This window comes from Streptomyces sp. CY-1 (genome assembly GCF_047218265.1).
Classification (GTDB): Bacteria; Actinomycetota; Actinomycetes; order Streptomycetales; family Streptomycetaceae; genus Streptomyces; species Streptomyces niphimycinicus.
The window spans coordinates 7,939,371-7,964,677 of sequence record NZ_CP178393.1 but is presented as its reverse complement, the minus strand read 5'-3'; the positions used below and the strand labels follow the sequence as shown (position 1 = coordinate 7,964,677).

The window sequence follows — 25,307 nt, the reverse complement described above, 5'->3', positions numbered from 1 at the left end:
TCCCGATCTTGCCGCGGCTCAGCCGGCTTCGGGGTCTCCCTTGGTGTAGCTCAGCCGCTGGACGGCCCCGCTGGTGCCCACGTTCTTCACTTCCTTGCCGTTCACGAACAGCTTGATCGCCCCGGCGTTGCCCAGCACCAGGTCGATGCGCCTGCTGTCGCTGAAGGTCTTGGAGTCGCCCTCGCGCAGCACGCCCTCCTCGATCAGCCGGCCGTTGTGATCCTGGGCGGAGATCCAGCTCTGGCCGTCCTCGGCGGTCAGCTTGACGGTGACCTTGTCCGCCGGGACGCCCGCGATGGCGCTGTCGGACGGGTCGGGCTTGTTCGGGGCGGCGGGCTTGGAAGGGGCGGCGCTGTTGGTGGGCGCGGAGGCGCTGGGCTTGGGCGAGCCGGTGTCGTCGGCGACCGTCGAGCCGTCTCCGTTGCCGCCCCTGAAAAGAGTGAAGCCCACGAACCCGACGACGGCGACGATCGCCGCGACCATCGCGGCCGTCCAGTTGGGGCGCCGGGGGTCGGGGCGGATCCGCTCGGCCTCGAACAGCGGCGCCGGCGCGGTCGGCGTGGGCCGGCCGCCGTGTTCGGCGTCGAACTGTGCGATCAGGGACTCCGGATCGCAGCCCACGGCGCGCGCGAGCACACGGATGTGCCCGCGGGCGTAGACATCGCCGCCGCAGCGCGAGAAATCGTCCTGCTCGATGCCCCGCACGATGGGGGTGCGCACCCGGGTGGAGGAACTGACCTCGTCGACGGTCAGCCCGGCGGAGATACGGGCCTGCTGGAGGGCGCGACCGATGGAAACCCGGTCGTCTTCGGGGGAGTTGCCGTCTTCGGGAAGGTTGCCGATGGACACGGGGGCGCCTTTCGAGCGTGAGCCACCTGCTGGGGGTTCAGTCTAGGGGTGGGGCGAAAGGGTCGGGCAAGCGGGAGGACGGAGTTTGTCCGCCATCGGGATTGCCGTTCGATCACGATTCTGGGGTCTCACTCCGCCACCTCCCTCAACTTGACGTTTCGGTAGGGGAAACGGTTGCCCGCCAAACCCTTATGAGTGAGCCTTACCGCGGATCACGTCGAGCACGCCATCCAATTCATCCGGCTTGACGAGCACATCGCGCGCCTTGGATCCCTCGCTCGGACCGACGACGCCCCGCGACTCCATGAGATCCATCAGCCGCCCCGCCTTGGCGAAACCCACCCGCAGCTTGCGCTGCAACATCGACGTCGAGCCGAACTGGGTGGAAACCACCAGCTCAGCGGCCTGGCAGAGTAGATCGAGATCATCGCCGATCTCCTCGTCGATCTCCTTCTTCTTCGCCGACCCGACCGTCACGTCCTCGCGGAAGACCGGTGCCATCTGCGCCTTGCAGTGCGCGACGACCGCCTCGACCTCGGCCTCTGTGACATAGGCGCCCTGCATCCGGGTGGGTTTGTTCGCGCCCATCGGCAGAAAGAGGCCATCGCCCTTGCCGATCAGCTTCTCGGCGCCGGGCTGGTCCAGGATGACGCGGCTGTCGGCCAGCGAGGAGGTGGCGAAGGCGAGCCGTGAGGGCACATTGGCCTTGATCAGACCCGTGACGACGTCCACCGAGGGCCGCTGGGTGGCCAGCACCAGGTGGATACCGGCCGCACGCGCGAGCTGCGTGATCCGCACGATCGAGTCCTCGACATCCCGCGGTGCGACCATCATCAAATCGGCCAGCTCGTCGACGATCACCAGCAGATACGGATACGGCTTGAGCTCCCGCTCGCTCCCCTCGGGCTGCTTCACCTTGCCCTTGCGGACCGCCGCGTTGAAGTCGTCGATATGGCGGAAGCCGTACGCCGCGAGGTCGTCATAGCGAAGATCCATCTCGCGGACGACCCACTGGAGCGCCTCGGCGGCGCGCTTGGGGTTGGTGATGATCGGTGTGATCAGATGCGGAATGCCCTCGTAGGCGGTCAGCTCCACGCGCTTGGGGTCGACCAGCACCATCCGCACATCATCCGGCGTGGCACGGGCCATGACCGACGTGATCAGGCAGTTGATGCAGGACGACTTGCCGGAACCGGTCGCGCCCGCCACCAGCACATGCGGCATGGTGGCCAGATTGGCCGCCACATAGCCGCCCTCGACATCCTTGCCCAGCCCGACGAGCATCGGATGGTCGTCGCCGACGGAGTCCGCCGAGCGCAGCACATCGCCCAGGTTGACCATCTCGCGGTCGCTGTTTGGGATTTCGATGCCGACCGCCGACTTGCCGGGGATCGGGCTGATGATCCGCACATCGGGGCTGGCGACCGCGTAGGCGATGTTCTTGGTCAGCGCGGTGATCCGCTCGACCTTGACCGCCGGGCCCAGTTCCACCACATAGCGGGTGACCGTCGGGCCGCGGGTGAAGCCGGTGACGGCCGCGTCCACCTTGAACTCCGTGAACACCTTCGTCAGCGAGTCCACGACCGCGTCGTTGGCCGCGCTGCGCGTCTTGCCGGGACCGCCGCGCTCCAGCAGCTCGAGCGAGGGCAGCGAGTAGGTGATGTCGCCGGAGAGCTGGAGCTGCTCGGCGCGCGGCGGCAGCGGCTCGCTCGTCTCGGCCGCGGGCCGGGTGAGGTCGGGGACCCGGCCCGGGTCCGCCTCGCCGGCTCCCTCCGTACGGCCCTTACCGCCCGCAGCATTGCCCCTGGCGCCGCTCTTCCCGGACTCCTTGTCGGCGTCGCGCGCGACCGGCACCCCGCCGCTCGCGGCCCCGTCCTCACGCTCGCCCGAAAGCCCGCTGCTGAGCCCGGCCACGAGCGGCGAGGGCTGCACACCGTGCAGCACGGCCCCGTCCAGCGAGGCGGCGGCCGCGGCCGCCACGTCCACGGCGTCCATGGGCCGGTCGAGCGGCGGTTGGGCGGACGACGAGCGGCGCGAGCGCCGGCGCTTGCGCAGCGCCTCCTCCTCGGCCCGCTCCGGTCCTCCCGCACCGTCCGGGTCCTCTTTGGCGAGCGAGGTCCTGCGAGCCCGTCTGGCGGGCGTCTCGCGCCATTCGTCGGCGTACTCCCCCGTGTCGTACCCGGCCTCCGACGCGTACGCGTCCTCGTCGTCCCGCACCAGGCCGAGCCGGACGCCAAGCTGCCGCAGCCGCTGCGGAATGGCGGCGACCGGCGTCGCGGTGACCACCAGCAGCCCGAAGACGGTGAGCAGCACCAGCAGCGGTACGGCCAGCACGTCGCCCATCAGGTAGATCAGCGGCCGGGACACCGCCCAGCCGATCAGGCCGCCCGCGTCCTGTATCGCCTCGGTGCCCTGGCCGCGCCCCGGGGCGCCGCAGGCGATGTGGACCTGCCCCAGGACCCCGATGACGAGCGCCGAGAGCCCGATGACGATCCGGCCGTTGGCCTCCGGCCGCTCCGGATGGAGGATCAGCCGGGCGGCGATGGTGCCCAGCAGTATCGGCACCACCAGGTCGAGGCGGCCGAAGGCGCCGGTGACCAGCATCTCGACCAGACTGCCTACCGGCCCGTCCAGGCTGGACCAGGTGCCCGCCGCGACGATCAGGGCGAGAGCGAGCAGCAGCAGGGCGCTGCCGTCCTTACGGTGGGCGGGGTCGAGTCCCTTGGCGCCGCGTCCTATCCCGCGGAACATCGCCGCGACGGCGCGCGCCGTGCCCATCCACACGGCGCGCACGGCGCGGTACACGCCGCTGGTGGGGTTCGGTGCGGGAGGGGGGGCCGCCTTCTTCGCCGCGGCCTTCTTCGCGGGCGCGGCGGACTTCTTGGCGGGTGCCTTCTTCGCGGGCGCCTTCTTGGCGGCCGTCTTCTTCGCGGCGCCTCCGGACTGCCCGGCGCGCTTCTTCGAGGTGCCCGCGGTGCTCTGGGAACCCTTGCCGGACGTACGAGAGGCCATGGGGGCGAGATTACCCGCGTCCGCCGTACGGAGCACGCATGGCGGGGGTATCAGGCGCCCCGGACGTCACACCGGTGCCGCTGCACCGTCGGGACGGTGAGGCGACCGTGACGGCGCGTCAAAGTGCGGGTGACCGGTCGGCGATGACCGACCGACGGTGACGGTGGGGCGACCGCTCAGTTCTGCGAGGGGACCTGGCCGGCCCCGCTGCCCGCCCCCGGCTCCAGCGCGTCCAGCGCCCGCCGCAGACCGGTCAGCTTGCGCTCCAGATGGGCCGCGGTGGCCACGGCGGCCGCATCGGCCGACTCGTCAAGCTGCTTCGAGAGCGCCTCGGCCTGCTCCTCGACGGCGGCGAGCCGCGCGGACAGCTCCGCGAGCAGCCCCGCCGACTCCTTGGCCTCCCCGGCGGCGGGCTGACCGCCGTCCAACTGCAACCGCAGCAGCGATGCCTGCTCCCGCAGTTGGCAGTTCTTCATGTACAGATCCACGAAGACCGAGACCTTGGCTCTGAGCACCCAGGGGTCGAATGGTTTGGAGATGTAGTCCACCGCGCCGGCCGCATAGCCCCGGAAGGTGTGGTGCGGGCCGTGGTTGATCGCGGTGAGGAAAATGATCGGGATGTCGCGGGTCCGCTCCCGGCGCTTGATGTGCGCCGCGGTCTCGAACCCGTCCATGCCCGGCATCTGGACGTCCAGCAGAATCACCGCGAAGTCGTCCGTCAACAGCGCCTTGAGCGCTTCCTCCCCTGACGATGCCCGCACCAGGGTCTGATCGAGCGCGGAGAGAATGGCCTCCAGCGCCAGCAGATTCTCCGGCCGGTCATCGACCAGGAGGATCTTGGCCTTCTGCACCATGCCCCGTCCTCCTCGTCCCGGCTTGGGGTCTCCCCAGCTCGAAGAGCTGGGGGAAGCACCGGGCGCCGCCCCAGGGGACGACTCCCTTGCGCCGCCCGTCCTTGTGCCGGTCATGGTAGCCGCACCCCGCTGTTCGCCACACCCTGTCACCGCGATGTCACTGTGCACGTAGCAGAAACGCGGTGGGAGACCAGAAGGTTCCCCGAATACCGCGTTCCCACACGTGTTCGGCGACACTCAGTCAACACCACGGCCGCCCCGGGCGTGCCGCGGGTTACTCAGTCGACATCCAGTGCTCCATCACTGTAAGGAGATGATCGGTGTCGACCGGCTTGGTGACGTAGTCCGACGCGCCCGCTTCGATGCTCTTCTCCCGGTCGCCCTTCATCGCCTTCGCGGTGAGGGCGATGATCGGCAGCCCGGCGAACTGGGGCATCCTGCGGATCGCGGCCGTCGTGGCGTAGCCGTCCATCTCCGGCATCATGATGTCCATCAGGACGAGCACGACGTCGTCGTGCTGCTCCAGGACCTCGATGCCCTCCCGGCCGTTCTCCGCGTACAGGACCTGTAGCCCGTGCTGCTCCAGCACGCTGGTCAGCGCGAAGACATTACGGATGTCGTCGTCGACGATCAGCACCTTCTCGCCGTGGAAGCCGCTCACCGGCTCCGGCACCACCAGGTCCTGGCCGCCCAGCAGCCATGGCTCGGGGGCCTGCGGCTGCCGTCCCGGGCGGCGGGCGGACGAGCGGGCGCTCAGCTCCGCCTGCTGCGGCGCCTGCTCCTCATCGGCCCGCGACGCCTCCTGCTCGGCCCGCTGACGCCGCCGGAACAGCCCGGAGCCGCCTCGGCCGCGCGCCGCCGAGGAGGCGCCGGAGACGTCCCGTGCGCCCTCCTGCTCCTCGACGGCCCCGTCCTCCGTGGTCTCCTGCACGCCGCTGGGGAGCGCCGCGAGCGCCAGCGGGCCCGGCCCCGAGCTGCTCGGGGCGAGCTGCGGGTAGCCCTGCGGCGGCAGCTCGCTGGGGTGCAGCGGCAGATAGAGCGTGAAGGTCGAGCCGCGGCCCGGTTCGCTGGCCGCGTGGATCTCGCCGCCGAGCAGCCGGGCGATCTCCCGGCTGATCGACAGGCCGAGCCCGGTGCCGCCGTACTTCCGGCTGGTGGTGCCGTCGGCCTGCTTGAACGCCTCGAAGATCACCCGCATCTTGCTGGCCGCGATGCCGATACCGGTGTCGGTGACCGAGAAGGCGATCATGTCGGCGTCCGCATCGCGCAGGGCACCGTGCTCCAGCAACTGCTCCCGGATGGCGTGCGGCACATCCGCGCCCGCCGGCCGGATGACCAGCTCCACGGCGCCGCTGTCGGTGAACTTCACCGCGTTGGACAACAGGTTGCGCAGCACCTGGAGCAGCCGCTGCTCGTCGGTGTGCAGAGTCGCCGGAAGCTCCGGTGACACCCTTACGGAGAAGTCCAGGCCCTTCTCCGCGGTCAGCGGCCGGAAGGTGGCCTCCACATAGTCGACGAGCTGGACCAGGGCGATACGGGTCGGGCTGACGTCCATCTTGCCCGCCTCGACCTTCGACAGGTCCAGGATGTCGTTGATGAGCTGGAGCAGGTCCGAGCCCGCGCCGTGGATGGTCTCGGCGAACTCCACCTGCTTCGGCGAGAGATTGCCATCGGCGTTGTCGGCGAGCAGCTTGGCGAGGATCAGCAGCGAGTTGAGCGGTGTGCGCAGCTCATGCGACATGTTCGCCAGGAACTCGCTCTTGTAGCGCATCGAGACGGCGAGCTGCTCGGCGCGCTCCTCGAGCACCTGCCGGGCTTCCTCGATCTCGGTGTTCTTGACCTCGATGTCGCGGTTCTGGCGGGCCAGCCGCTCGGACTTCTCCTCCAGCTCCGCGTTGGACGCCTGGAGGGCCTTCTGCCGGTTCTCCAGCTCCGCGGACCGCTCGCGAAGCTGCTCGGTCAGCTCCTGCGACTGCTTCAGCAGCACCTCGGTCTTGGTGTTGACGCTGATGGTGTTGACGCTGGTGCCGATCATCTCGGCGATCTGGTTGAGGAAGTCCTTCTGGATCTGGGCGAAGGGCTGGAACGAGGCCAGCTCGATCACGCCCAGCAACTGACCCTCGAAGAGCACCGGCAACACGATCACATGGGCCGGAGCCGCCTCGCCGAGCCCCGAGGCGATCTTGAGATAGCCCGGTGGCACGTTCTCCACCAGGATCGGGCGCTTCTCCTCGGCCACCGTCCCGATCAGCGTCTCCCCGGCCTTGAAGCGCGTGGGCATCGAGCCGAGGGTGTAGCCGTAGGAACCCACCAGCAGCAGTTCGTAGCCGTCGTCGGAGGTGCTGTCCGCGACCACCTCGGTGCCCTCACCCAGCGGTACGGCCAGGAAGAACGCGCCGTGCTGGGCGGAGACCACCGGGGTCAGCTCGCTCATGATCAGCCGGGCGACGTCCTCCAGGTCGCGCCGTCCCTGCATGAGACCGGAGATCCGGGCGAGGTTGCCCTTGAGCCAGTCCTGCTCCTTGTTGGCGAGCGTCGTCTCGCGCAGGTTGGCGATCATGGTGTTGATGTGGTCCTGGAGGACCTGGATCTCGCCCGAGGCGTCCACATCGATCTTGAGGTTGAGATCGCCGCGGGTCACCGCGGTGGCGACCTCGGCGATGGCGCGCACCTGACGGGTCAGGTTGCCGGCCATCTCGTTCACCGACTCGGTCAGGTCCTTCCAGGTGCCGGCCACGTCCCGGACCCGCGCCTGGCCGCCCAGTTGGCCCTCGGTGCCCACCTCGCGGGCCACCCGGGTCACCTGGTCGGCGAACGACGAGAGCTGATCCACCATCGTGTTGATGGTCGTCTTCAGCTCGAGGATCTCGCCACGCGCCTCGATGTCGATCTTCTTGGTCAGATCACCCTGGGCGATGGCCGTGGTGACCATCGCGATGTTGCGGACCTGTCCGGTCAGATTGGACGCCATCGAGTTCACGGACTCGGTGAGGTCCTTCCAGGTCCCCGAGACGCCGGGCACCCGCGCCTGGCCGCCCAGGATGCCGTCCGTGCCCACCTCACGGGCCACGCGGGTGACCTCGTCGGCGAACGAGGACAGCGTCGTCACCATCGTGTTGACGGTGTCGGCCAGCGCCGCGACCTCGCCGCGCGCCTCGACCGTCACCTTCTTCGTCAGATCGCCGTTGGCGACCGCGGCCGAGACCTGCGAGATGTTCCGCACCTGGATGGTCAGGTTGTTGGCCATCAGGTTGACGTTGTTGCTCAGGTCCTTCCAGATACCGGTCACGCCCGGAACCCGCGCCTGACCGCCCAACTGCCCCTCGGTGCCCACCTCACGGGCCACCCGGGTCACCTGCTCGGCGAAGGACGAGAGCTGATCCACCATCGTGTTGACGGTGGTGACCAGCTCCAGGATCTCGCCCTTGGCATCGACGGTGATCTTCTTCGACAGATCGCCCTTGGCGACCGCCGTCGTCACCTCCGCGATCGAACGCACCTGGGACGTCAGGTTGTTGGCCATGCTGTTGACGGACTGGGTGAGGTCCTTCCACGTCCCGGAGACGCCCTGCACCTCGGCCTGACCGCCCAACTGGCCCTCGGTGCCCACCTCGCGGGCGACCCTGGTGACCTCCTCCGCGAAGGACGAGAGCTGGTCGACCATCGTGTTCAGGGTGTTCTTGAGCTCCAGGATCTCGCCGCGCGCATCGACGTCGATCTTCTGGGAGAGGTCACCGCGCGCGACCGCCGTGGCGACCTGCGCGATATTCCGCACCTGGGCGGTCAGATTGCCCGCCATACCGTTCACCGAGTCGGTCAGATCGCGCCACACACCCGCCACACCGGGCACCTGCGCCTGACCGCCCAGCCGGCCGTCCGTACCCACCTCACGGGCGACCCGGGTCACCTGCTCGGCGAAGGCGGAAAGCTGGTCGACCATCGTGTTGATGGTGTTCTTCAGCTCGAGGATCTCGCCGCGCGCGTCCACCTCGATCTTCTGCGACAGATCGCCGCGCGCGACCGCCGTCGTCACCTGGGCGATACCGCGCACCTGCGCGGTCAGGTTCCCGGCCATGGAGTTGACGGAGTCGGTCAGGTCCTTCCAGACACCGCTGACCCCGTCCACCCGGGCCTGACCGCCCAGCCGGCCCTCGGTGCCCACGTCCCGCGCCATCCTGGTGACCTGGTCGGCGAACGAGGAAAGCTGGTCCACCATGGTGTTCACGGTGTTCTTCAGCTTGAGCATCTCGCCGGAGACATCGACGGTGACCTTCTGCGACAGGTCGCCGTTCGCCACCGCCGTCGTCACCTGCGCGATGTTGCGCACCTGTCCGGTGAGGTTCCGGAAGGCCGTGTTCACCGAATCGGTGAGGTCCTTCCACGTGCCCGCCGCACCCGGCACCTGCGCCTGACCGCCCAGCTCGCCCTCGACGCCGATCTCCCGGGCGACCCGTGTCACCTCGGCGCCGAAGGACTGGAGCTGGTCGACCATCGTGTTGGTGGTGTTCTTCAGCTCCAGCATCTCGCCGGCCACATCCACGGTGACCTTCTGCGACAGATCGCCGTTCGCCACCGCCGTCGTCACCTGCGCGATGTCCCGCACCTGCGCGGTGAGGTTCCGGAACGCGGTGTTCACCGAATCGGTGAGGTCCTTCCACGTACCCGCCGCACCCGGCACCTGCGCCTGACCGCCCAGCAGTCCCTCGGCGCCGACCTCGCTGGCCACCCGCGTGACCTCGTCCGCGAAGGTGCGCAGCGTCTCGGTCATGGTGTTGATCGTGTCGGCGAGCTGCGCGACCTCGCCGCGTGCGCTCACCGTGACCTTCTGCGACAGATCACCATTGGCGACCGCCGTGGTGACCTGGGCGATCCCGCGCACCTGCGCGGTCAGGTTCCCCGCCATGAGGTTGACGGAGTCGGTCAGGTCCTTCCAGACGCCCGCGACACCCGGAACCTTCGCCTGGCCGCCCAGCTCGCCCTCGGTGCCCACCTCACGGGCGACCCGGGTGACCTCGGAGGCGAACGAGGAGAGCTGGTCCACCATCGTGTTGACGGTTTCCTTCAGCTCGAGCATCTCCCCGGACACATGAACCGTGACCTTCCGGGACAGATCACCCTTGGCCACCGCCGTCGTCACGAGAGCGATATCACGCACCTGGGCGGTGAGCCGGGAGGCCATCGTGTTGACGGACTCCGTGAGGTCCTTCCACGAACCCGACATTCCACGCACCCGGGCCTGGCCACCCAGCTTGCCCTCGGTGCCGACCTCACTCGCGACCCGCGTCACCTCGTCGGTGAACGCCGAGAGCTGGTCCACCAGGCCGTTGACCGTGCGCCCCACCTTCAGGAACTCGCCCCGCAGGGGATGCGCCGATCCATCGGCGCCCTGCGCCCGCAGATCCATGCGCTGCTCGAGATCGCCCTCGGCGACCGCCGACAGCACCCGGCCCACCTCGGACACCGGCCGCACAAGATCGTCCACCAGGGCGTTGGACGCGTCAATGGCCGCGGCCCACTGGCCCTCACAGGCGCCGGTCTCCAGCCGCTCGGTGAGCTTGCCCTCGCGGCCGACCACCCTCCGCACCCGGGTCAGCTCACCGGTGAGCTGGAGATTGCGGTCCGCGACCTCGTTGAAGACCGCGGCGATCTCGGCCATCACGCCCTCGCCCGAGACCGTGAGCCGCTTGCGGAAGTTCCCGTCCCGCATCGCCGTCATCGCGGTCAGCAGCCGGTTCAGGGCCGCCGTATCCACTTCAGTCGTCCCATTGCTCCGGGACCGTCCGCCTTTCGCGCGCGTATTCGTGCCCCGCGCCGCTGCGCCAGACTCCACCGTGTCCCTCCCGCAGGGTTGACCATCCTCGTCGGGTTCTTCTTCCAGCTTCCCCAGTGTTTCACCATGCCCCAACCAGGCCATAACAGTTCGGCAGCATCCCACACCCCCGAACGCCCACTCTGGGGGGAATCAAAGCCGACCGGCATTCGCGCGGGCGTCGGTGGTAAGTAACCTGGCAACCGGCCAGGGCATCGGAGGGGCGCTGCGACATGGGTGAGCAGTTCGCCGAGACACATATGAGGAGACCTGTGATCACCGCGCGGGCAGCCGCCACCTTCGAGCCGGTGGGACGCTCGGTCGCCGCCGCCCGCACTTTTGTCCGGGACACCCTCCAGGGGTGGGGCCTCACCGACATCGTGGATGACGCCGTCGTCCTGACCAGCGAACTTGTCACCAATGCGGTGGTGCACGCCGGTACCACCGCCGATGTGGTCTGCATCCGCGCCGACACCGGCGTGCGCGTCGAGGTCGCCGACCGCTACCCCGAGCGCGAGGTCCCGCTGCAAAGCAACGGCGGCCACCACTTCGGAAACCCCGACCGCGAGGGCGGCCGCGGTCTGCTGCTGTGCGCGGCCCTCGCCGGCCGCTGGGGCGTCGAGTACACCGCGACCCACAAGCAGGTCTGGTTCCAGCTCGATTTCCCCGACCGTCCGGCCGGGACCCGAGCCGCCGGGCCGGCCCTGCCCTCCAGCGCCCTGCCCATCGCCGACGCCCGGGTCCGGGTCGGAGTCGTCCAGGTCGACAGCGGCGGGCTGATCAGCGCCTGGAACGACGACGCTCAGGAGCTGTTCGGCTACCCACCGGAGCAGGTCATCGGCAAGCCGCTGACCGACCTCGCCGCTTGGCCGCACACCCCCGGCACCGGCACCGGCGTCGCCGAGGCACTTCTGCTCTCGCGCTGGGAGGGCTCCTACGGCATCCGCGGCGCCGACGGCCGGGTCGCCCCCGTCTACGCCTCCCATCTGCGCATCCGCGACGCCGAGGGCGAGCCGTCCACCGTCTGTCTGCTGGTGCGCGAACGCGAGCGCGCCGTACTACAGAGCCCGATGCGCGGTGCGAGCGCCGACACCGCCGAAACCTCCGATCGCGGCCAGTCCACCGACGCCTTCGAGGTCTTCATCGGCTCCCCGGCCCCCGACGACCTCGACGGTCTGCTCCAGCGCACCGTAGAGCGGGCCCGTGACATGCTCGACGGCGACGCCGCCTATCTGCTGCTCGCCACCGACGACGAGACCGAGTTGGAGGTCCGCGCCTCCACCGGGCTGCCCTCCGCCCGCCAGCGGTTCGCCCGCGTCCCCGTCGAAGCGGGCACCGGGCGCTACGGCTCGGCCAGGATGCCCGCCGTCCACGAGGACCTGTCCGCGGTGCCCGGCGCCGTTCCACTGCTGGTGAACACGGGGATGCGTTCCGTCGTCACCGTCCCGCTGAAGGTCGAGGGCCGGCTCACCGGCTCACTCGGCGTCGCCGCCGAATCCCCCGCCCGCTACAGCAACGAAGAGGCCCTGCGGCTCCAGTTCGCCGCCGACCGCATCGCCCTCGCCGTCGAGCGCGCCCGCCTCACCGAGCTGGAGCGGCTGCGCCGCGGCTCCCTGTCCTTCCTCGTCGAGGCGTCCGACCTCCTCGCGGGCACCCTGGACCGCGACCAGACACTGGCGCTGATGGCCCAGATGACGGTGCCCACGCTGGCCAGTTGGTGCGCCGTCTATACGGTCGCCGACCAGGCGTCCGAGCCCGAGCTGTCGTACGTCCTGCACGAGGACGAGGACCGCATCGACGGCCTCAAGGCCCTGCTGATGAAGATCGACCCACCGGAGCAGGTCCCCACCGGCGGCGCCCGCAGTTGGTCCGGCCCCTATGACGCGGCCCACGCCGCCGCCCTGCGCACCTCGCTGCGCAGCCTCAGCCTCGGCGACTCCGCCCGACCCTCCTCCGGCCCCGGCGCCTCGCTCGCGACCGCCTCCGCGGTCGGCGGGGAGACGGTCGTGCTGCCCCTGGTGGCCCGTAACCGCGTCATCGGCATGCTCATCCTCGGCAAGCCCACCGACGAGCACTTCCGCCAGGAGAACCTGGAGCTCGCCGAGGACCTCTCCCGCCGGGCCGCGCTCGCGCTGGACAACGCGCGGCTCTACTCGGAGCGCACCGCCATCAGCCAGTCCCTCCAGCGGAGTCTGCTGCCGCCCGAGCAGCCCGAGGTCCCCGGAGTCGAGGTCGAGGTCATCTACCGCGCGGCGGGCGAGGGCAATGAGGTCGGCGGCGACTTCTACGACCTCTTCCCGATCCGCGACGGGGCGTACGGCTTCGCCATCGGCGATGTCTGCGGCACCGGACCGGAGGCCGCCGCGGTCACCGGACTCGCCCGGCACGCCCTGCGGCTGCTCGCCCGCGAGGGTTTCGGGGGCCCGGCGGTCCTGGAGCGGCTCAACGCGGCCATCCTCGACGAGGGCGCCCGCAGCCGCTTCCTGACCCTCCTCTACGGGGAGTTGTGGCCCCAGCACGACGGCAGCGCGGTGCTCAAGGTCGTCTGCGCCGGACACCCCCTGCCGCTCCGGCTGCGCCAGGACGGCAGCGTGGAGGCGGCGGCCGAGCCCCAGCCGCTGCTCGGCGTCATGGAGGACCTCGAGCTGTACGAGCAGACGGTGACGCTCGACCCGGGCGATGTGCTGCTGTGCGTCACCGACGGGGTGACGGAACGGCGCGAGGGCACCAGGATGCTCGGCGACGACGGCCTCATCGACGTCCTCACGACCTGTACCGGCCTTACGGCGGGCGCGGTGGCCGCCCGGGTGCTCCGGGCCGTGGAGCGCTTCGCGGCGGAGCCGCCGTCGGACGATATGGCGATCCTGGCGATGCGCGTCCCCGAGCCCGCCGACTCCTGAGGCGGGCGGCCGGGGGCGCCGGGCGCCCCTGCGCAATACCCGAACATGACGAAGGCCCCCGCCATATGACGGGGGCCTTTCGCAGGAGAGCCCCAATACGGAATCGAACCGTAGACCTTCTCCTTACCATGGAGACGCTCTGCCGACTGAGCTATTGGGGCGCGTCGACGGGATAGATCATACCCGAACTCGGGTGCGCTCCCGACCACTCGCCCCCATGCCTCAGGCGGCTGACTGGAGCAGCCCGCCCAGCGCGTTGCAGGCCGAGACCACGCGCTGCAACTCCCGCCGCGACATGGTGGGATCCACGGGCAGCGCCAGGCATTCATCGGCCGCCCGCTCGGTCTCCACGAGCCACAGATCGCGCCGGAAGCGCGCGGTGCGGTGCGCGGGTGTCTGTACGGGCACATGGCATACGACGCCGCGAGAACGCAGCGTACGGGCGAAGGCGTCCCGGTCCGGCCGGCCATTGCCGGGGACCCGAACGACGTACTGCTGATAGGTGTGTTCCACGCCCGGCGCGACCGGCGGCGTGAGAACCCCGCGCAACTTTCCGTCCAGATAGGCCGCGTTGGCCTGCCGCCGCAGAATCTCCCCGGCGGGCTCACCGGCCGACCCGTATCCGATCACCAGCACGCCGTGCCGCTGGCCCAGGTCGGTGAGGGCCACCATGTCGGCGGGATGTCCGAAGGTGTGAATGGCCACGATGGCCGCGGTCCTGGGCGACAGCGCCTCGGCCACCGCGGCCGGGTCTATGCAGTAGGTATGGGCGTCGATGTCCACGAACACCGGCCTGGCACCGGCCAGCAGCACCGCTTCAGCGGCCTCAGGAGTGCCGTAGGACGGCACGATTACCTCGTCGCCCGGCCGCACCCGCGCCCGGGTCAACTCACGCAGCAGCTCATCCGTAGGTGTCCCCATGAGCGGCATGTTGCCCAGGCAACATGAACACCGAGTAGCCCACAACACAACAGCAGAAGAGCCCTGCCGGTGACCGAAGTCCCGACAGGGCTCTTTGCAATATTTGTTCGGCGGTGTCCTACTCTCCCACAGGGTCCCCCCTGCAGTACCATCGGCGCTGAAAGGCTTAGCTTCCGGGTTCGAAATGTAACCGGGCGTTTCCCTAACGCTATGACCACCAAAACACTATGAAACCTGAACCGGAACCACACCCCAAGAGGGGGGTTCAAATACGGTTCGTTGCTTCAGAACCAACACAGTGGACGCGAGCACCTGAGGACAAGCCCTCGGCCTATTAGTACCAGTCAACTCCACCAGTTACCCGGCTTCCATATCTGGCCTATCAACCCAGTCGTCTACTGGGAGCCTTAACCCATCAAGTGGGTGGGAGTCCTCATCTCGAAGCAGGCTTCCCGCTTAGATGCTTTCAGCGGTTATCCCTCCCGAACGTAGCCAACCAGCCATGCCCTTGGCAGAACAACTGGCACACCAGAGGTTCGTCCGTCCCGGTCCTCTCGTACTAGGGACAGCCCTTCTCAAGACTCCTACGCGCACAGCGGATAGGGACCGAACTGTCTCACGACGTTCTAAACCCAGCTCGCGTACCGCTTTAATGGGCGAACAGCCCAACCCTTGGGACCGACTCCAGCCCCAGGATGCGACGAGCCGACATCGAGGTGCCAAACCATCCCGTCGATATGGACTCTTGGGGAAGATCAGCCTGTTATCCCCGGGGTACCTTTTATCCGTTGAGCGACGGCGCTTCCACAAGCCACCGCCGGATCACTAGTCCCGACTTTCGTCCCTGCTCGACCCGTCGGTCTCACAGTCAAGCTCCCTTGTGCACTTACACTCAACACCTGATTGCCAACCAGGCTGAGGGAACCTTTGGGCGCCTCCGTTACCCTTTAGGAGGCAACCGCCCCAGTTAAACTACCCACCAGACACTGTCCCTGATCCGGATCACGGACCCAGGTTAGACATCCAGCACGACCAGAGTGGTATTTCAACAATGACTCCACACTAACTGGCGTTAATGCTTCACAGTCTCCCACCTATCCTACACAAGCCGAACCGAACACCAATATCAAGCTATAGTAAAGGTCCCGGGGTCTTTCCGTCCTGCTGCGCGAAACGAGCATCTTTACTCGTAGTGCAATTTCACCGGGCCTATGGTTGAGACAGTCGAGAAGTCGTTACGCCATTCGTGCAGGTCGGAACTTACCCGACAAGGAATTTCGCTACCTTAGGATGGTTATAGTTACCACCGCCGTTTACTGGCGCTTAAGTTCTCAGCTTCGCCACACCGAAATGTGACTAACCGGTCCCCTTAACGTTCCAGCACCGGGCAGGCGTCAGTCCGTATACATCGCCTTACGGCTTCGCACGGACCTGTGTTTTTAGTAAACAGTCGCTTCTCGCTGGTCTCTGCGGCCACCACCAGCTCAAGGAGAAAATCCCATCACCAGCAATGGCCCCCCTTCTCCCGAAGTTACGGGGGCATTTTGCCGAGTTCCTTAACCATAGTTCACCCGAACGCCTCGGTATTCTCTACCTGACCACCTGAGTCGGTTTAGGGTACGGGCCGCCATGAAACTCGCTAGAGGCTTTTCTCGACAGCATAGGATCATCCACTTCACCACAATCGGCTCGGCATCAGGTCTCACCCTTGAATGAGGAACGGATTTACCTACTCCTCGGGCTACACCCTTACCCCGGGACAACCACCGCCCGGGCTGGACTACCTTCCTGCGTCACCCCATCACTCACCTACTACAGGTCTGGACCGTCGGCTCCACCACTCCCCTCAACTCCGAAGAGATCAGGGCGGCTTCACGGACTTAGCATCGCCTGGTTCGACGTTGGCGCTTCAAAGCGGGTACCGGAATATCAACCGGTTGTCCATCGACTACGCCTGTCGGCCTCGCCTTAGGTCCCGACTTACCCTGGGCAGATCAGCTTGACCCAGGAACCCTTAGTCAATCGGCGCACACGTTTCCCACGTGTGTATCGCTACTCATGCCTGCATTCTCACTCGTGAACCATCCACAACTCGCTTACACGGCTGCTTCACCCGGCACACGACGCTCCCCTACCCATCACAACGGTCGTTGGACCACATGCTGCAATGACACGACTTCGGCGGTACGCTTGAGCCCCGCTACATTGTCGGCGCGGAATCACTTGACCAGTGAGCTATTACGCACTCTTTCAAGGATGGCTGCTTCTAAGCCAACCTCCTGGTTGTCTCTGCGACTCCACATCCTTTCCCACTTAGCGTACGCTTAGGGGCCTTAGTCGATGCTCTGGGCTGTTTCCCTCTCGACCATGGAGCTTATCCCCCACAGTCTCACTGCCGCGCTCTCACTTACCGGCATTCGGAGTTTGGCTAAGGTCAGTAACCCGGTAGGGCCCATCGCCTATCCAGTGCTCTACCTCCGGCAAGAAACACACGACGCTGCACCTAAATGCATTTCGGGGAGAACCAGCTATCACGGAGTTTGATTGGCCTTTCACCCCTAACCACAGGTCATCCCCCAGGTTTTCAACCCTGGTGGGTTCGGTCCTCCACGAAGTCTTACCTCCGCTTCAACCTGCCCATGGCTAGATCACTCCGCTTCGGGTCTTGAGCGCGCTACTCTAACGCCCTATTCGGACTCGCTTTCGCTACGGCTTCCCCACACGGGTTAACCTCGCAACACACCGCAAACTCGCAGGCTCATTCTTCAAAAGGCACGCAGTCACGACGCAGAGACGAATCCCTGCGCGACGCTCCCACGGCTTGTAGGCACACGGTTTCAGGTACTATTTCACTCCGCTCCCGCGGTACTTTTCACCATTCCCTCACGGTACTATCCGCTATCGGTCACCAGGGAATATTTAGGCTTAGCGGGTGGTCCCGCCAGATTCACACGGGATTTCTCGGGCCCCGTGCTACTTGGGAAATACTCAAGCAAGTTGCTGACATTTCAGCTACGGGGGTCTTACCCTCTACGCCGGGCCTTTCGCATGCCCTTCGCCTACATCAACAATTTCTGACTCACCGACCAGCCGGCAGACCGATCAAGAGCACTCCCACAACCCCGCATGCGCAACCCCTGCCGGGTATCACACACATACGGTTTAGCCTCATCCAGTTTCGCTCGCCACTACTCCCGGAATCACGGTTGTTTTCTCTTCCTGCGGGTACTGAGATGTTTCACTTCCCCGCGTTCCCTCCACATACCCTATGTGTTCAGGTATGGGTGACAGCCCATGACGACTGCCGGGTTTCCCCATTCGGACACCCCCGGATCAAAGCTCGGTTGACAGCTCCCCGGGGCCTATCGCGGCCTCCCACGTCCTTCATCGGTTCCTGGTGCCAAGGCATCCACCGTGCGCCCTTAAAAACTTGGCCACAGATGCTCGCGTCCACTGTGCAGTTCTCAAACAACGACCCGTACCCCGTCACCCACACTCACCGCATGGTTCACCGGGACCGGCCGAAGGACGAGCGTGTTTCCAGCCCGTGCCCTCAGACACCCAACAGCGTGCCCAACACCCTCTCTCCGCTCACTCTGTGTTCCACGCCGAAGCAGTACTGACAGAGAAGAGCATCCAGACGATGCCGAATAGTCAACGTTCCACCCATGAGCAAACCGTGCGAGACACTTGCTCGCAGTCGGCTATGCGCTCCTTAGAAAGGAGGTGATCCAGCCGCACCTTCCGGTACGGCTACCTTGTTACGACTTCGTCCCAATCGCCAGTCCCACCTTCGACGGCTCCCCCCACAAGGGTTGGGCCACCGGCTTCGGGTGTTACCGACTTTCGTGACGTGACGGGCGGTGTGTACAAGGCCCGGGAACGTATTCACCGCAGCAATGCTGATCTGCGATTACTAGCGACTCCGACTTCATGGGGTCGAGTTGCAGACCCCAATCCGAACTGAGACCGGCTTTTTGAGATTCGCTCCACCTCACGGCTTCGCAGCTCATTGTACCGGCCATTGTAGCACGTGTGCAGCCCAAGACATAAGGGGCATGATGACTTGACGTCGTCCCCACCTTCCTCCGAGTTGACCCCGGCAGTCTCCTGTGAGTCCCCATCACCCCGAAAGGCATGCTGGCAACACAGAACAAGGGTTGCGCTCGTTGCGGGACTTAACCCAACATCTCACGACACGAGCTGACGACAGCCATGCACCACCTGTACACCGACCACAAGGGGGCACCCATCTCTGGATGTTTCCGGTGTATGTCAAGCCTTGGTAAGGTTCTTCGCGTTGCGTCGAATTAAGCCACATGCTCCGCCGCTTGTGCGGGCCCCCGTCAATTCCTTTGAGTTTTAGCCTTGCGGCCGTACTCCCCAGGCGGGGAACTTAATGCGTTAGCTGCGGCGCGGACGACGTGGAATGTCGCCCACACCTAGTTCCCAACGTTTACGGCGTGGACTACCAGGGTATCTAATCCTGTTCGCTCCCCACGCTTTCGCTCCTCAGCGTCAGTATCGGCCCAGAGATCCGCCTTCGCCACCGGTGTTCCTCCTGATATCTGCGCATTTCACCGCTACACCAGGAATTCCGATCTCCCCTACCGAACTCTAGCCTGCCCGTATCGAATGCAGACCCGGAGTTAAGCCCCGGGCTTTCACATCCGACGCGACAAGCCGCCTACGAGCTCTTTACGCCCAATAATTCCGGACAACGCTTGCGCCCTACGTATTACCGCGGCTGCTGGCACGTAGTTAGCCGGCGCTTCTTCTGCAGGTACCGTCACTCTCGCTTCTTCCCTGCTGAAAGAGGTTTACAACCCGAAGGCCGTCATCCCTCACGCGGCGTCGCTGCATCAGGCTTTCGCCCATTGTGCAATATTCCCCACTGCTGCCTCCCGTAGGAGTCTGGGCCGTGTCTCAGTCCCAGTGTGGCCGGTCGCCCTCTCAGGCCGGCTACCCGTCGTCGCCTTGGTAGGCCATCACCCCACCAACAAGCTGATAGGCCGCGGGCTCATCCTGCACCGCCGGAGCTTTCCACACACATCCCATGCGGGAGCGTGTCATATCCGGTATTAGACCCCGTTTCCAGGGCTTGTCCCAGAGTGCAGGGCAGATTGCCCACGTGTTACTCACCCGTTCGCCACTAATCCCCGGCCGAAACCGGTTCATCGTTCGACTTGCATGTGTTAAGCACGCCGCCAGCGTTCGTCCTGAGCCAGGATCAAACTCTCCGTGAATGCTTCCGGGATATCCCGGCAACACAGTCACGAGAGCGGAGCAGACCGGAGGAATAATCCAGTCCGCTCACAGCGTCCTCGCTGTGTATTTTCCAAAGGAACCTCGTCCGAGATGGACGGGGTATCAACATATCTGGCGTTGACTTTTGGCACGCTGTTGAGTTCTCAAGGAACGGACGCTTCCTTCGAGACCGTTTCACCGGTTTCTCCGGGCGCTTCCCTTCGGTGTTTCCAACCTTACCAGATCCGTTTTCCGTTCCGTTTCCGGTCCGAATTCCGTTTCCGGTGGCCGTTGGAGGGCCTTCCCTTTCGGTGTCACCGACTTTATCAGAATTTCTCTGAGCCGATTTCCACCCCCGCCGGTGGGCTCCTCCGGAGACCGTTGAGTCCTCCGGGTTCCCCTCTGGCGGAGCCGTAAACGTACTGGAGCGGGGCTCCTCGATGCAAATCGAGGAGCCCCGCCAGATGTTCAGCGCCGGTGTGGTGCTGAGGAGGTGTCAGGCCGGACGTCAGACCTCGACGACCACAGGAAGGATCATCGGGCGCCGTCGGTAGCTGTCGGAGACCCACTTACCGACCGCACGTCGCGCCAACTGCTGGAGCTGATGCGCGTCCACGACCCCGTCGGATGCCGACTTCACCAGGGCATCCTCGATCTTCGGGATGACCGCGGTGAAGGCCGAGTCCTCGATCCCGGAGCCCCTCGCGTGGATATGCGGACCACCCACGACCTTGCCGGTCGAACTGTCGACGACCACGAAGATCGAGATGATGCCCTCCTCACCGAGGATGCGGCGGTCCTTGAGCGAGGACTCCGTGACATCGCCGACCGAGAGGCCGTCCACGTACACGTATCCCGCCTGCACCTTGCCGACGATCTTGGCGATGCCGTCGACAAGGTCGACCACGACACCGTCCTCGGCGATGACGCAACGGTTCTTCGGAACCCCGGTCAGCGCGCCCAGCTCGGCGTTGGCACGTAGATGGCGCCATTCGCCGTGCACCGGCATCAGGTTCTTGGGCTTGCAGATGTTGTAGAAGTACAGCAGCTCGCCGGCCGAGGCATGGCCGGAGACATGGACCTTGGCGTTGCCCTTGTGGACGACCGTGGCGCCCCATCGCGTCAGCCCGTTGATGACCCGGTAGACCGCGTTCTCATTGCCGGGGATCAGCGACGAGGCCAGGATCACCGTGTCGCCCTGGACGATCCGGATCTGGTGATCGCGGTTGGCCATCCGGGACAGCGCGGCCATCGGCTCGCCCTGGGAGCCCGTGCAGACGAGCACCACCTCGTCGTCCGGTAGGTCGTCGAGGGTCTTCACATCCACCACGAGACCGGCCGGCACCCGCAGATAGCCGAGGTCGCGCGCGATGCCCATGTTGCGGACCATCGAGCGGCCGACGAAGGCGACCCTGCGTCCGTACTCATGCGCCGCGTCGAGGATTTGCTGGATGCGGTGCACATGGCTGGCGAAGCTGGCGACGATGATGCGCTTCTGCGCGTTGCCGAAGACCTGGCGCAGTACGCCTGAGATATCGCGCTCGGGCGGTACGAACCCGGGGACCTCGGCGTTGGTGGAGTCCACCAGGAGCAGATCGATGCCCTCCTCGCCGAGCTTGGCGAAGGCGGGCAGATCCGTGAGGCGGCCGTCCAGCGGCAACTGGTCCATCTTGAAGTCGCCGGTGTGCACGGCCATGCCGGCCGGGGTGCGGATGGCGACCGCGAGGGCGTCCGGGATGGAGTGGTTGACCGCGATGAACTCGCACTCGAAGGGGCCGATCCGCTCGCGGTGCCCCTCCTCGACCTCGAGGGTGTACGGGCGGATCCGGTGCTCCTGGAGCTTCGCCTCGATCAGGGCGAGGGTCAGCTTGGAGCCGATCAGCGGGATGTCTGGCTTCTCGCGCAGCAGGAAGGGGACGCCGCCGATGTGGTCCTCGTGCCCGTGGGTCAGGACGATGCCGTCGATGTCGTCGAGGCGGTCCCGGATGGATGTGAAGTCCGGCAGGATCAGGTCGACTCCGGGCTGCTCCTCCTCGGGGAAGAGCACCCCGCAGTCGACGATCAGCAGCCGGCCGCCGTACTCGAAGACCGTCATGTTCCGGCCGATCTCACCGAGGCCGCCGAGCGGGGTGACACGCAGACCGCCCTCGGGGAGCTTCGGCGGAGGGCCAAGCTCGGGATGCGGATGACTCAAAAGACTCTCCTCACCACACGCGCCACATGCCCCCTGGGCACATGGCGCGCATGACATTCGTGCACTTGCTGATGTGTCTGTATGCAGTTGTGAAGTATGAAGGTGCGACCAATCGCCTCTTTGCTTAGAGCTGTACCCCGCCCGCGGCGAGATCGCGCTTTAGCTGTTCCGTTTCCTCGGCGGTCAGCTCGACCAAGGGCAGGCGCAGCGGCCCGGCGGGCTGGCCCTGAAGGGCGAGCGCGGCCTTGGACGTGATCACTCCCTGGGTGCGGAACATGCCGGTGAAGACCGGCAGCAGCTTCTGGTGGATCTCCGTTGCCTTCGCGACGTCGCCCGCGAGGTGGGCCTCCAGCATCGCCCGCAGCTCGGGGCTGACCAGGTGGCCGACCACGGAGACGAAGCCGACCGCGCCGACCGACAGCAGCGGCAGGTTCAGCATGTCGTCGCCGGAGTACCAGGCGAGGCGCGAGCGGGCGATGGCCCAGCTTGCGCGTCCGAGGTCGCCCTTGGCGTCCTTGTTGGCGACGATGCGCGGGTGCTCGGCGAGCCGGACGATGGTCTCGGTGCCGATCGGGACACCGCTGCGGCCCGGGATGTCGTAGAGCATGACCGGCAGGCCGGTGGCGTCGGCGATGGCGGTGAAGTGCCGGAGGAGACCTTCCTGCGGAGGCTTGCTGTAGTACGGCGTGACCGCCAGCAGCCCGTGGGCACCGGCCTGCTCGGCCGCGCGGGCGAGCTCGACGCTGTGCCGGGTGTCATTGGTACCGGCTCCGGCCACGATGTGGGCGCGGTCCCCGACCGCCTCCACCACGGCGCGTACGAGCTGGGCTTTCTCCGCATCGCTGGTGGTCGGGGACTCGCCGGTGGTGCCGTTGAGGATCAGGCCGTCATTGCCTGCGTCCACCAGATGAACGGCGAGCCGCTGGGCGCCGTCGAGATCGAGCGCGCCGTCAGTGGTGAATGGCGTGACCATGGCGGTCAGCACCCGCCCGAAAGGGGTCTGCGATGTGGATGTCGGTGCCATGGGGCCCACGCTACTCGTAGCGCGCCCCACGGCGCTCGCTCGGGGCGGCGGACGGAGCGAAGAGATGGGACCCGGCACTGCCTGCTCGGGGGTTCAAGCAGTGCCGGGCCCGTTTGTTCAGCCTAGATGAACTTCTCGAAACGCCGCAATACGGACACTTCGCCCGGTGATCCGTCCGGGGAGCGGGCCCGGCCCGGACTACGGGGCCACTCGGCCGTTGGCGTTGAAGGCCGCGTGGGTGAGCGGCATCAGCCCCGACCAGGCCGCCTCCATCTTCTCGCCCACCATCTCGATCTCCCGCTGCGGGAACGAGGGCACCGCGGCCTGCTCATGCTGGGTGCGCAGGCCGAGGAAGTGCATCAGCGAGCGGGCGTTGCAGGTCGCGTACATCGAGGAGAACAGGCCGACCGGGAGCACCGAGCGGGCCACCTCGCGGGCCACTCCGGCGGCCAGCATCTCCTGGTACGCCTCGTACGCATGGCGGTACGCGTCCTCCATCACCCGGCCGGTCAGCTCGTGCTGCGCCGCGGTGCCCTCGACGAACTCGTACTTCCCCGGGCGGCCCTGCTGGACGAGCTTGCGGGCCTCGCCCGGCACATAGAACACCGGCTCCAGGCGGCGGTAGCGACCGGACTCCTCGTTGTACGACCAGCCCACGCGGTGCCGCATGAACTCGCGGAAGACGAAGATCGGGGCGCTGATGAAGAAGGTCATCGAATTGTGCTCGAACGGGCTGCCGTGGCGGTCCCGCATCAGGAAGTTGATCAGCCCCTTGGAGCGCTCCGGGTCCTTGGTGATCTCCTCGAGGGACTGCTCGCCCGCGGTCGACACCCGCGCGGCCCACAGCACATCGGAGTCGGCGGCGCTGTGCTTGACCAGCTCGACGGTCACATCGCTGCGGAAGCCGGCCTTCTCGGTCTCGGCGGGGATCTCGGTCACGCGCGGGTCCTTCCGTGGTGCATCGCTCGGGGCGGCGCCCAGCTTACGGGCCACCACCGACAGCCCCGCTCCGCCAAACTTTTTGACAGAAAGTGGACGGATCAGGGCACCCAATCGCCCATTCACACGTCCTACACATTGAAGTACTCACGTTCGAGGTTCCAAGGAGAGCCCGCAGATGTCCCGCCGGCGAGAGCCCGTGCCGTTCGCCTTCGTCGCCGAAGCCGACCGTTTCCGCAGCAATGTCACCCCACCGTCCCGCCCCCGCGCCACACCGTCCCAGATAGCAGGGCGGACTCTGATCGGGCTCACGATCATCGCGGGGTTCATCGGCTCGCTGATGTTCGGGATGCCCGCCCTCGACAGCCAGTCGCATCCCACCCACCAGATCCAGCAGCCCGAGGCGTCCGACGGACGCTGACCGGCGCTGGGATAGCCTCACCCAGCACAGGCCCATCCGGACATGTGTGTGAGTGAGGACCTTCCGTGCCCCTGCCCTTCCTGACCGCCGACCGCGCCCACGATGACGACGCGGCGGCCGGAGCGGACCCGCTCGGCTACGAAGACCGGGACCGCTGGCGCCGTCCTTACCGACCGGGGCCCTGGAGGGTCGGGGGCGCCGCTCTGCTGCTTCTGCTCGCCTCGTACGTCCTCTTCTCCGCCATGATCATCGCGATGGCGGGATCGCTGCCCGCGGCGGGCATCTGCGCCGCCGTCGGGGCGCTGATGATCGCGACAGCCGTAAGGCTGGTGCGCATCGGCGTCGAAGTGAGCGCCCAGGGGCTGCGCCGGATCGGCCTCCTCCGCGGCACCACCGTGCGCTGGCAGGACATCGCCGCGATACGCACGGTCCAGCAGCCGGTCCAGTGGCTGGGCCTGCCGCGGACCGTCCAGGGCCAGGCCGTGCTGCTGGAACCGGTGGGCGGCGGAGCGCCGGAGATCGTGTTCACCACCCATGGCGCCGACTTCCTGGGCCATGCGGAGAGCTTCGAGCGGGCCGCCGACGCGATCGAGGGCTGGGCCGCCACCCACCGCTGAGCCGTACCGCCGCGGGCGCCCAACCGCTGACGTACCGCCGCGGGCGGCTCCGGGGTCAGCCCCCGGCCGCCCGTACCGGCTTGCCGTCGTGCAGGGCGATGGCGCGCTGCATCGCCTTACGGGCGCGCGCGGTGTCCCGGGCGTCGTGGTACGCCACGGCGAGCCGGAACCAGGACCGCCAGTCGTCCGGCGACTGCTCCGTCTCGGCCCGGCGCTTGGCGAAGACGGCGTCCGCCGAGTCCCGGTCGATCCGCCCGCCGGGCGTCCGTACCAGCTCGTCGACCGGAAGGCCGCCCTCCGCCTCCAGTTCACGGGCGAGCTGGTCCGCGCTCCGCGCGAACTGCGTGGTCTGCCACAGGAACCAGACGCCGATGAGCGGCATCACCAGCACCGCCAGACCGAAGGCGATCGTGACCGGGGTGCCCTCCCGGATCAGCAGCACCCCGCGGTCGCCGACCAGCACGAAGTAGACGACCAGGACGGCCGCGAGAACGAAATACGTGATCTTTGCGCGCACCGC

Annotated in this window: 12 protein-coding genes, 1 tRNA gene and 3 rRNA genes; 3 read left to right on the top strand and 13 right to left on the bottom strand. The window is 66.8% G+C overall.

Translation table 11 applies throughout. The annotated features are described in order from the left end of the window. Positions 1 to 18: 18 nt before the first annotated feature. The 4 genes from ACK1X7_RS34260 to ACK1X7_RS34245 all read right to left on the bottom strand — a co-directional run bounded on the left by ACK1X7_RS34260 (position 19) and on the right by ACK1X7_RS34245 (position 10,545). Positions 19 to 849 carry a helix-turn-helix domain-containing protein gene (locus tag ACK1X7_RS34260; protein ID WP_385146344.1) on the bottom strand — a complete coding sequence of 277 codons (831 nt, stop codon included), beginning with the start codon at positions 847 to 849 and terminating at the stop codon, positions 19 to 21. A 189-nt stretch (positions 850 to 1,038) separates the two neighbouring features. Continuing rightward, the gene (locus tag ACK1X7_RS34255) at positions 1,039 to 3,861 is read right to left on the bottom strand and encodes a DNA translocase FtsK (RefSeq protein WP_398159930.1); all 2,823 of its coding nucleotides are present in this window, start codon (positions 3,859 to 3,861) and stop codon (positions 1,039 to 1,041) included. Positions 3,862 to 4,037: 176 nt separating this feature from the next. Next, positions 4,038 to 4,715, bottom strand: coding sequence for a response regulator (locus ACK1X7_RS34250; protein ID WP_385146347.1), 678 nt, complete (start codon positions 4,713 to 4,715; stop codon positions 4,038 to 4,040). Between the two features lie 274 nt (positions 4,716 to 4,989). Next, on the bottom strand, positions 4,990 to 10,545 hold the full coding sequence (locus tag ACK1X7_RS34245) for a HAMP domain-containing protein (RefSeq protein ID WP_385146349.1): 5,556 nt from the start codon (positions 10,543 to 10,545) through the stop codon (positions 4,990 to 4,992). Positions 10,546 to 10,796: 251 nt separating this feature from the next. On the opposite strand from ACK1X7_RS34245, the gene ACK1X7_RS34240 reads away from it, so the two are divergent. Beyond that, complete coding sequence (locus ACK1X7_RS34240; RefSeq protein ID WP_385146355.1) at positions 10,797 to 13,424, top strand: SpoIIE family protein phosphatase; 2,628 nt, start codon at positions 10,797 to 10,799, stop codon at positions 13,422 to 13,424. A gap of 88 nt (positions 13,425 to 13,512) precedes the next feature. On the opposite strand, the gene ACK1X7_RS34235 is transcribed toward ACK1X7_RS34240, so the two are convergent. The 8 genes from ACK1X7_RS34235 to thyX all read right to left on the bottom strand — a co-directional run bounded on the left by ACK1X7_RS34235 (position 13,513) and on the right by thyX (position 23,749). Further along, positions 13,513 to 13,585: transfer RNA gene (locus ACK1X7_RS34235), tRNA-Thr, on the bottom strand. Positions 13,586 to 13,646: 61 nt separating this feature from the next. Continuing rightward, entirely contained in the window at positions 13,647 to 14,345 is a 699-nt protein-coding gene (locus ACK1X7_RS34230; protein WP_385146351.1) for a DegT/DnrJ/EryC1/StrS family aminotransferase, read from the bottom strand. Positions 14,346 to 14,450: 105 nt separating this feature from the next. Further along, positions 14,451 to 14,567: ribosomal RNA gene (rrf, locus tag ACK1X7_RS34225) — 5S ribosomal RNA — on the bottom strand. Positions 14,568 to 14,659: 92 nt separating this feature from the next. Continuing rightward, a 23S ribosomal RNA gene (locus ACK1X7_RS34220) occupies positions 14,660 to 17,781 on the bottom strand. 283 nt (positions 17,782 to 18,064) lie between these two features. Beyond that, positions 18,065 to 19,591, bottom strand: a 16S ribosomal RNA gene (locus tag ACK1X7_RS34215). The 16S, 23S and 5S rRNA genes sit together here, the layout of an rRNA operon. Before the next feature lie 509 nt (positions 19,592 to 20,100). Beyond that, positions 20,101 to 21,786 (bottom strand): ribonuclease J, encoded by a 1,686-nt coding sequence (locus tag ACK1X7_RS34210; RefSeq protein ID WP_216345254.1) that lies wholly within the window; start codon positions 21,784 to 21,786, stop codon positions 20,101 to 20,103. A gap of 124 nt (positions 21,787 to 21,910) precedes the next feature. Then, positions 21,911 to 22,810 carry a 4-hydroxy-tetrahydrodipicolinate synthase gene (gene dapA, locus ACK1X7_RS34205; protein ID WP_361510289.1) on the bottom strand — a complete coding sequence of 300 codons (900 nt, stop codon included), beginning with the start codon at positions 22,808 to 22,810 and terminating at the stop codon, positions 21,911 to 21,913. 198 nt (positions 22,811 to 23,008) lie between these two features. After that, positions 23,009 to 23,749: an FAD-dependent thymidylate synthase gene (gene thyX / locus ACK1X7_RS34200; RefSeq protein WP_216345252.1), complete on the bottom strand. Its 741-nt coding sequence runs from the start codon at positions 23,747 to 23,749 to the stop codon at positions 23,009 to 23,011. A 178-nt stretch (positions 23,750 to 23,927) separates the two neighbouring features. Between thyX and ACK1X7_RS34195 the strand changes: the two genes are divergently transcribed. Both ACK1X7_RS34195 and ACK1X7_RS34190 read left to right on the top strand, forming a co-directional pair. Further along, positions 23,928 to 24,170, top strand: a complete 243-nt coding sequence (locus ACK1X7_RS34195) for a hypothetical protein (RefSeq protein WP_361510292.1) — start codon at positions 23,928 to 23,930, stop codon at positions 24,168 to 24,170. Positions 24,171 to 24,235: 65 nt separating this feature from the next. Beyond that, entirely contained in the window at positions 24,236 to 24,787 is a 552-nt protein-coding gene (locus ACK1X7_RS34190) for a hypothetical protein (RefSeq protein WP_385152616.1), read from the top strand. A gap of 55 nt (positions 24,788 to 24,842) precedes the next feature. On the opposite strand, the gene ACK1X7_RS34185 is transcribed toward ACK1X7_RS34190, so the two are convergent. Continuing rightward, positions 24,843 to 25,304, bottom strand: coding sequence for a tetratricopeptide repeat protein (locus tag ACK1X7_RS34185; protein ID WP_216345249.1), 462 nt, complete (start codon positions 25,302 to 25,304; stop codon positions 24,843 to 24,845). Positions 25,305 to 25,307 lie beyond the last annotated feature (3 nt).

Bases quoted from the DNA above. Each gene is read 5' to 3' on its own strand.
- ACK1X7_RS34255 (WP_398159930.1), bottom strand. From the start codon at position 3,861: ATGGCCTCTCGTACGTCCGGCAAGGGTTCCCAGAGCACCGCGGGCACC.
- ACK1X7_RS34230 (WP_385146351.1), bottom strand. From the start codon at position 14,345: ATGGGGACACCTACGGATGAGCTGCTGCGTGAGTTGACCCGGGCGCGG.
- ACK1X7_RS34250 (WP_385146347.1), bottom strand. From the start codon at position 4,715: ATGGTGCAGAAGGCCAAGATCCTCCTGGTCGATGACCGGCCGGAGAAT.
- dapA (WP_361510289.1), bottom strand. From the start codon at position 22,810: ATGGCACCGACATCCACATCGCAGACCCCTTTCGGGCGGGTGCTGACC.
- ACK1X7_RS34195 (WP_361510292.1), top strand. From the start codon at position 23,928: ATGTCCCGCCGGCGAGAGCCCGTGCCGTTCGCCTTCGTCGCCGAAGCC.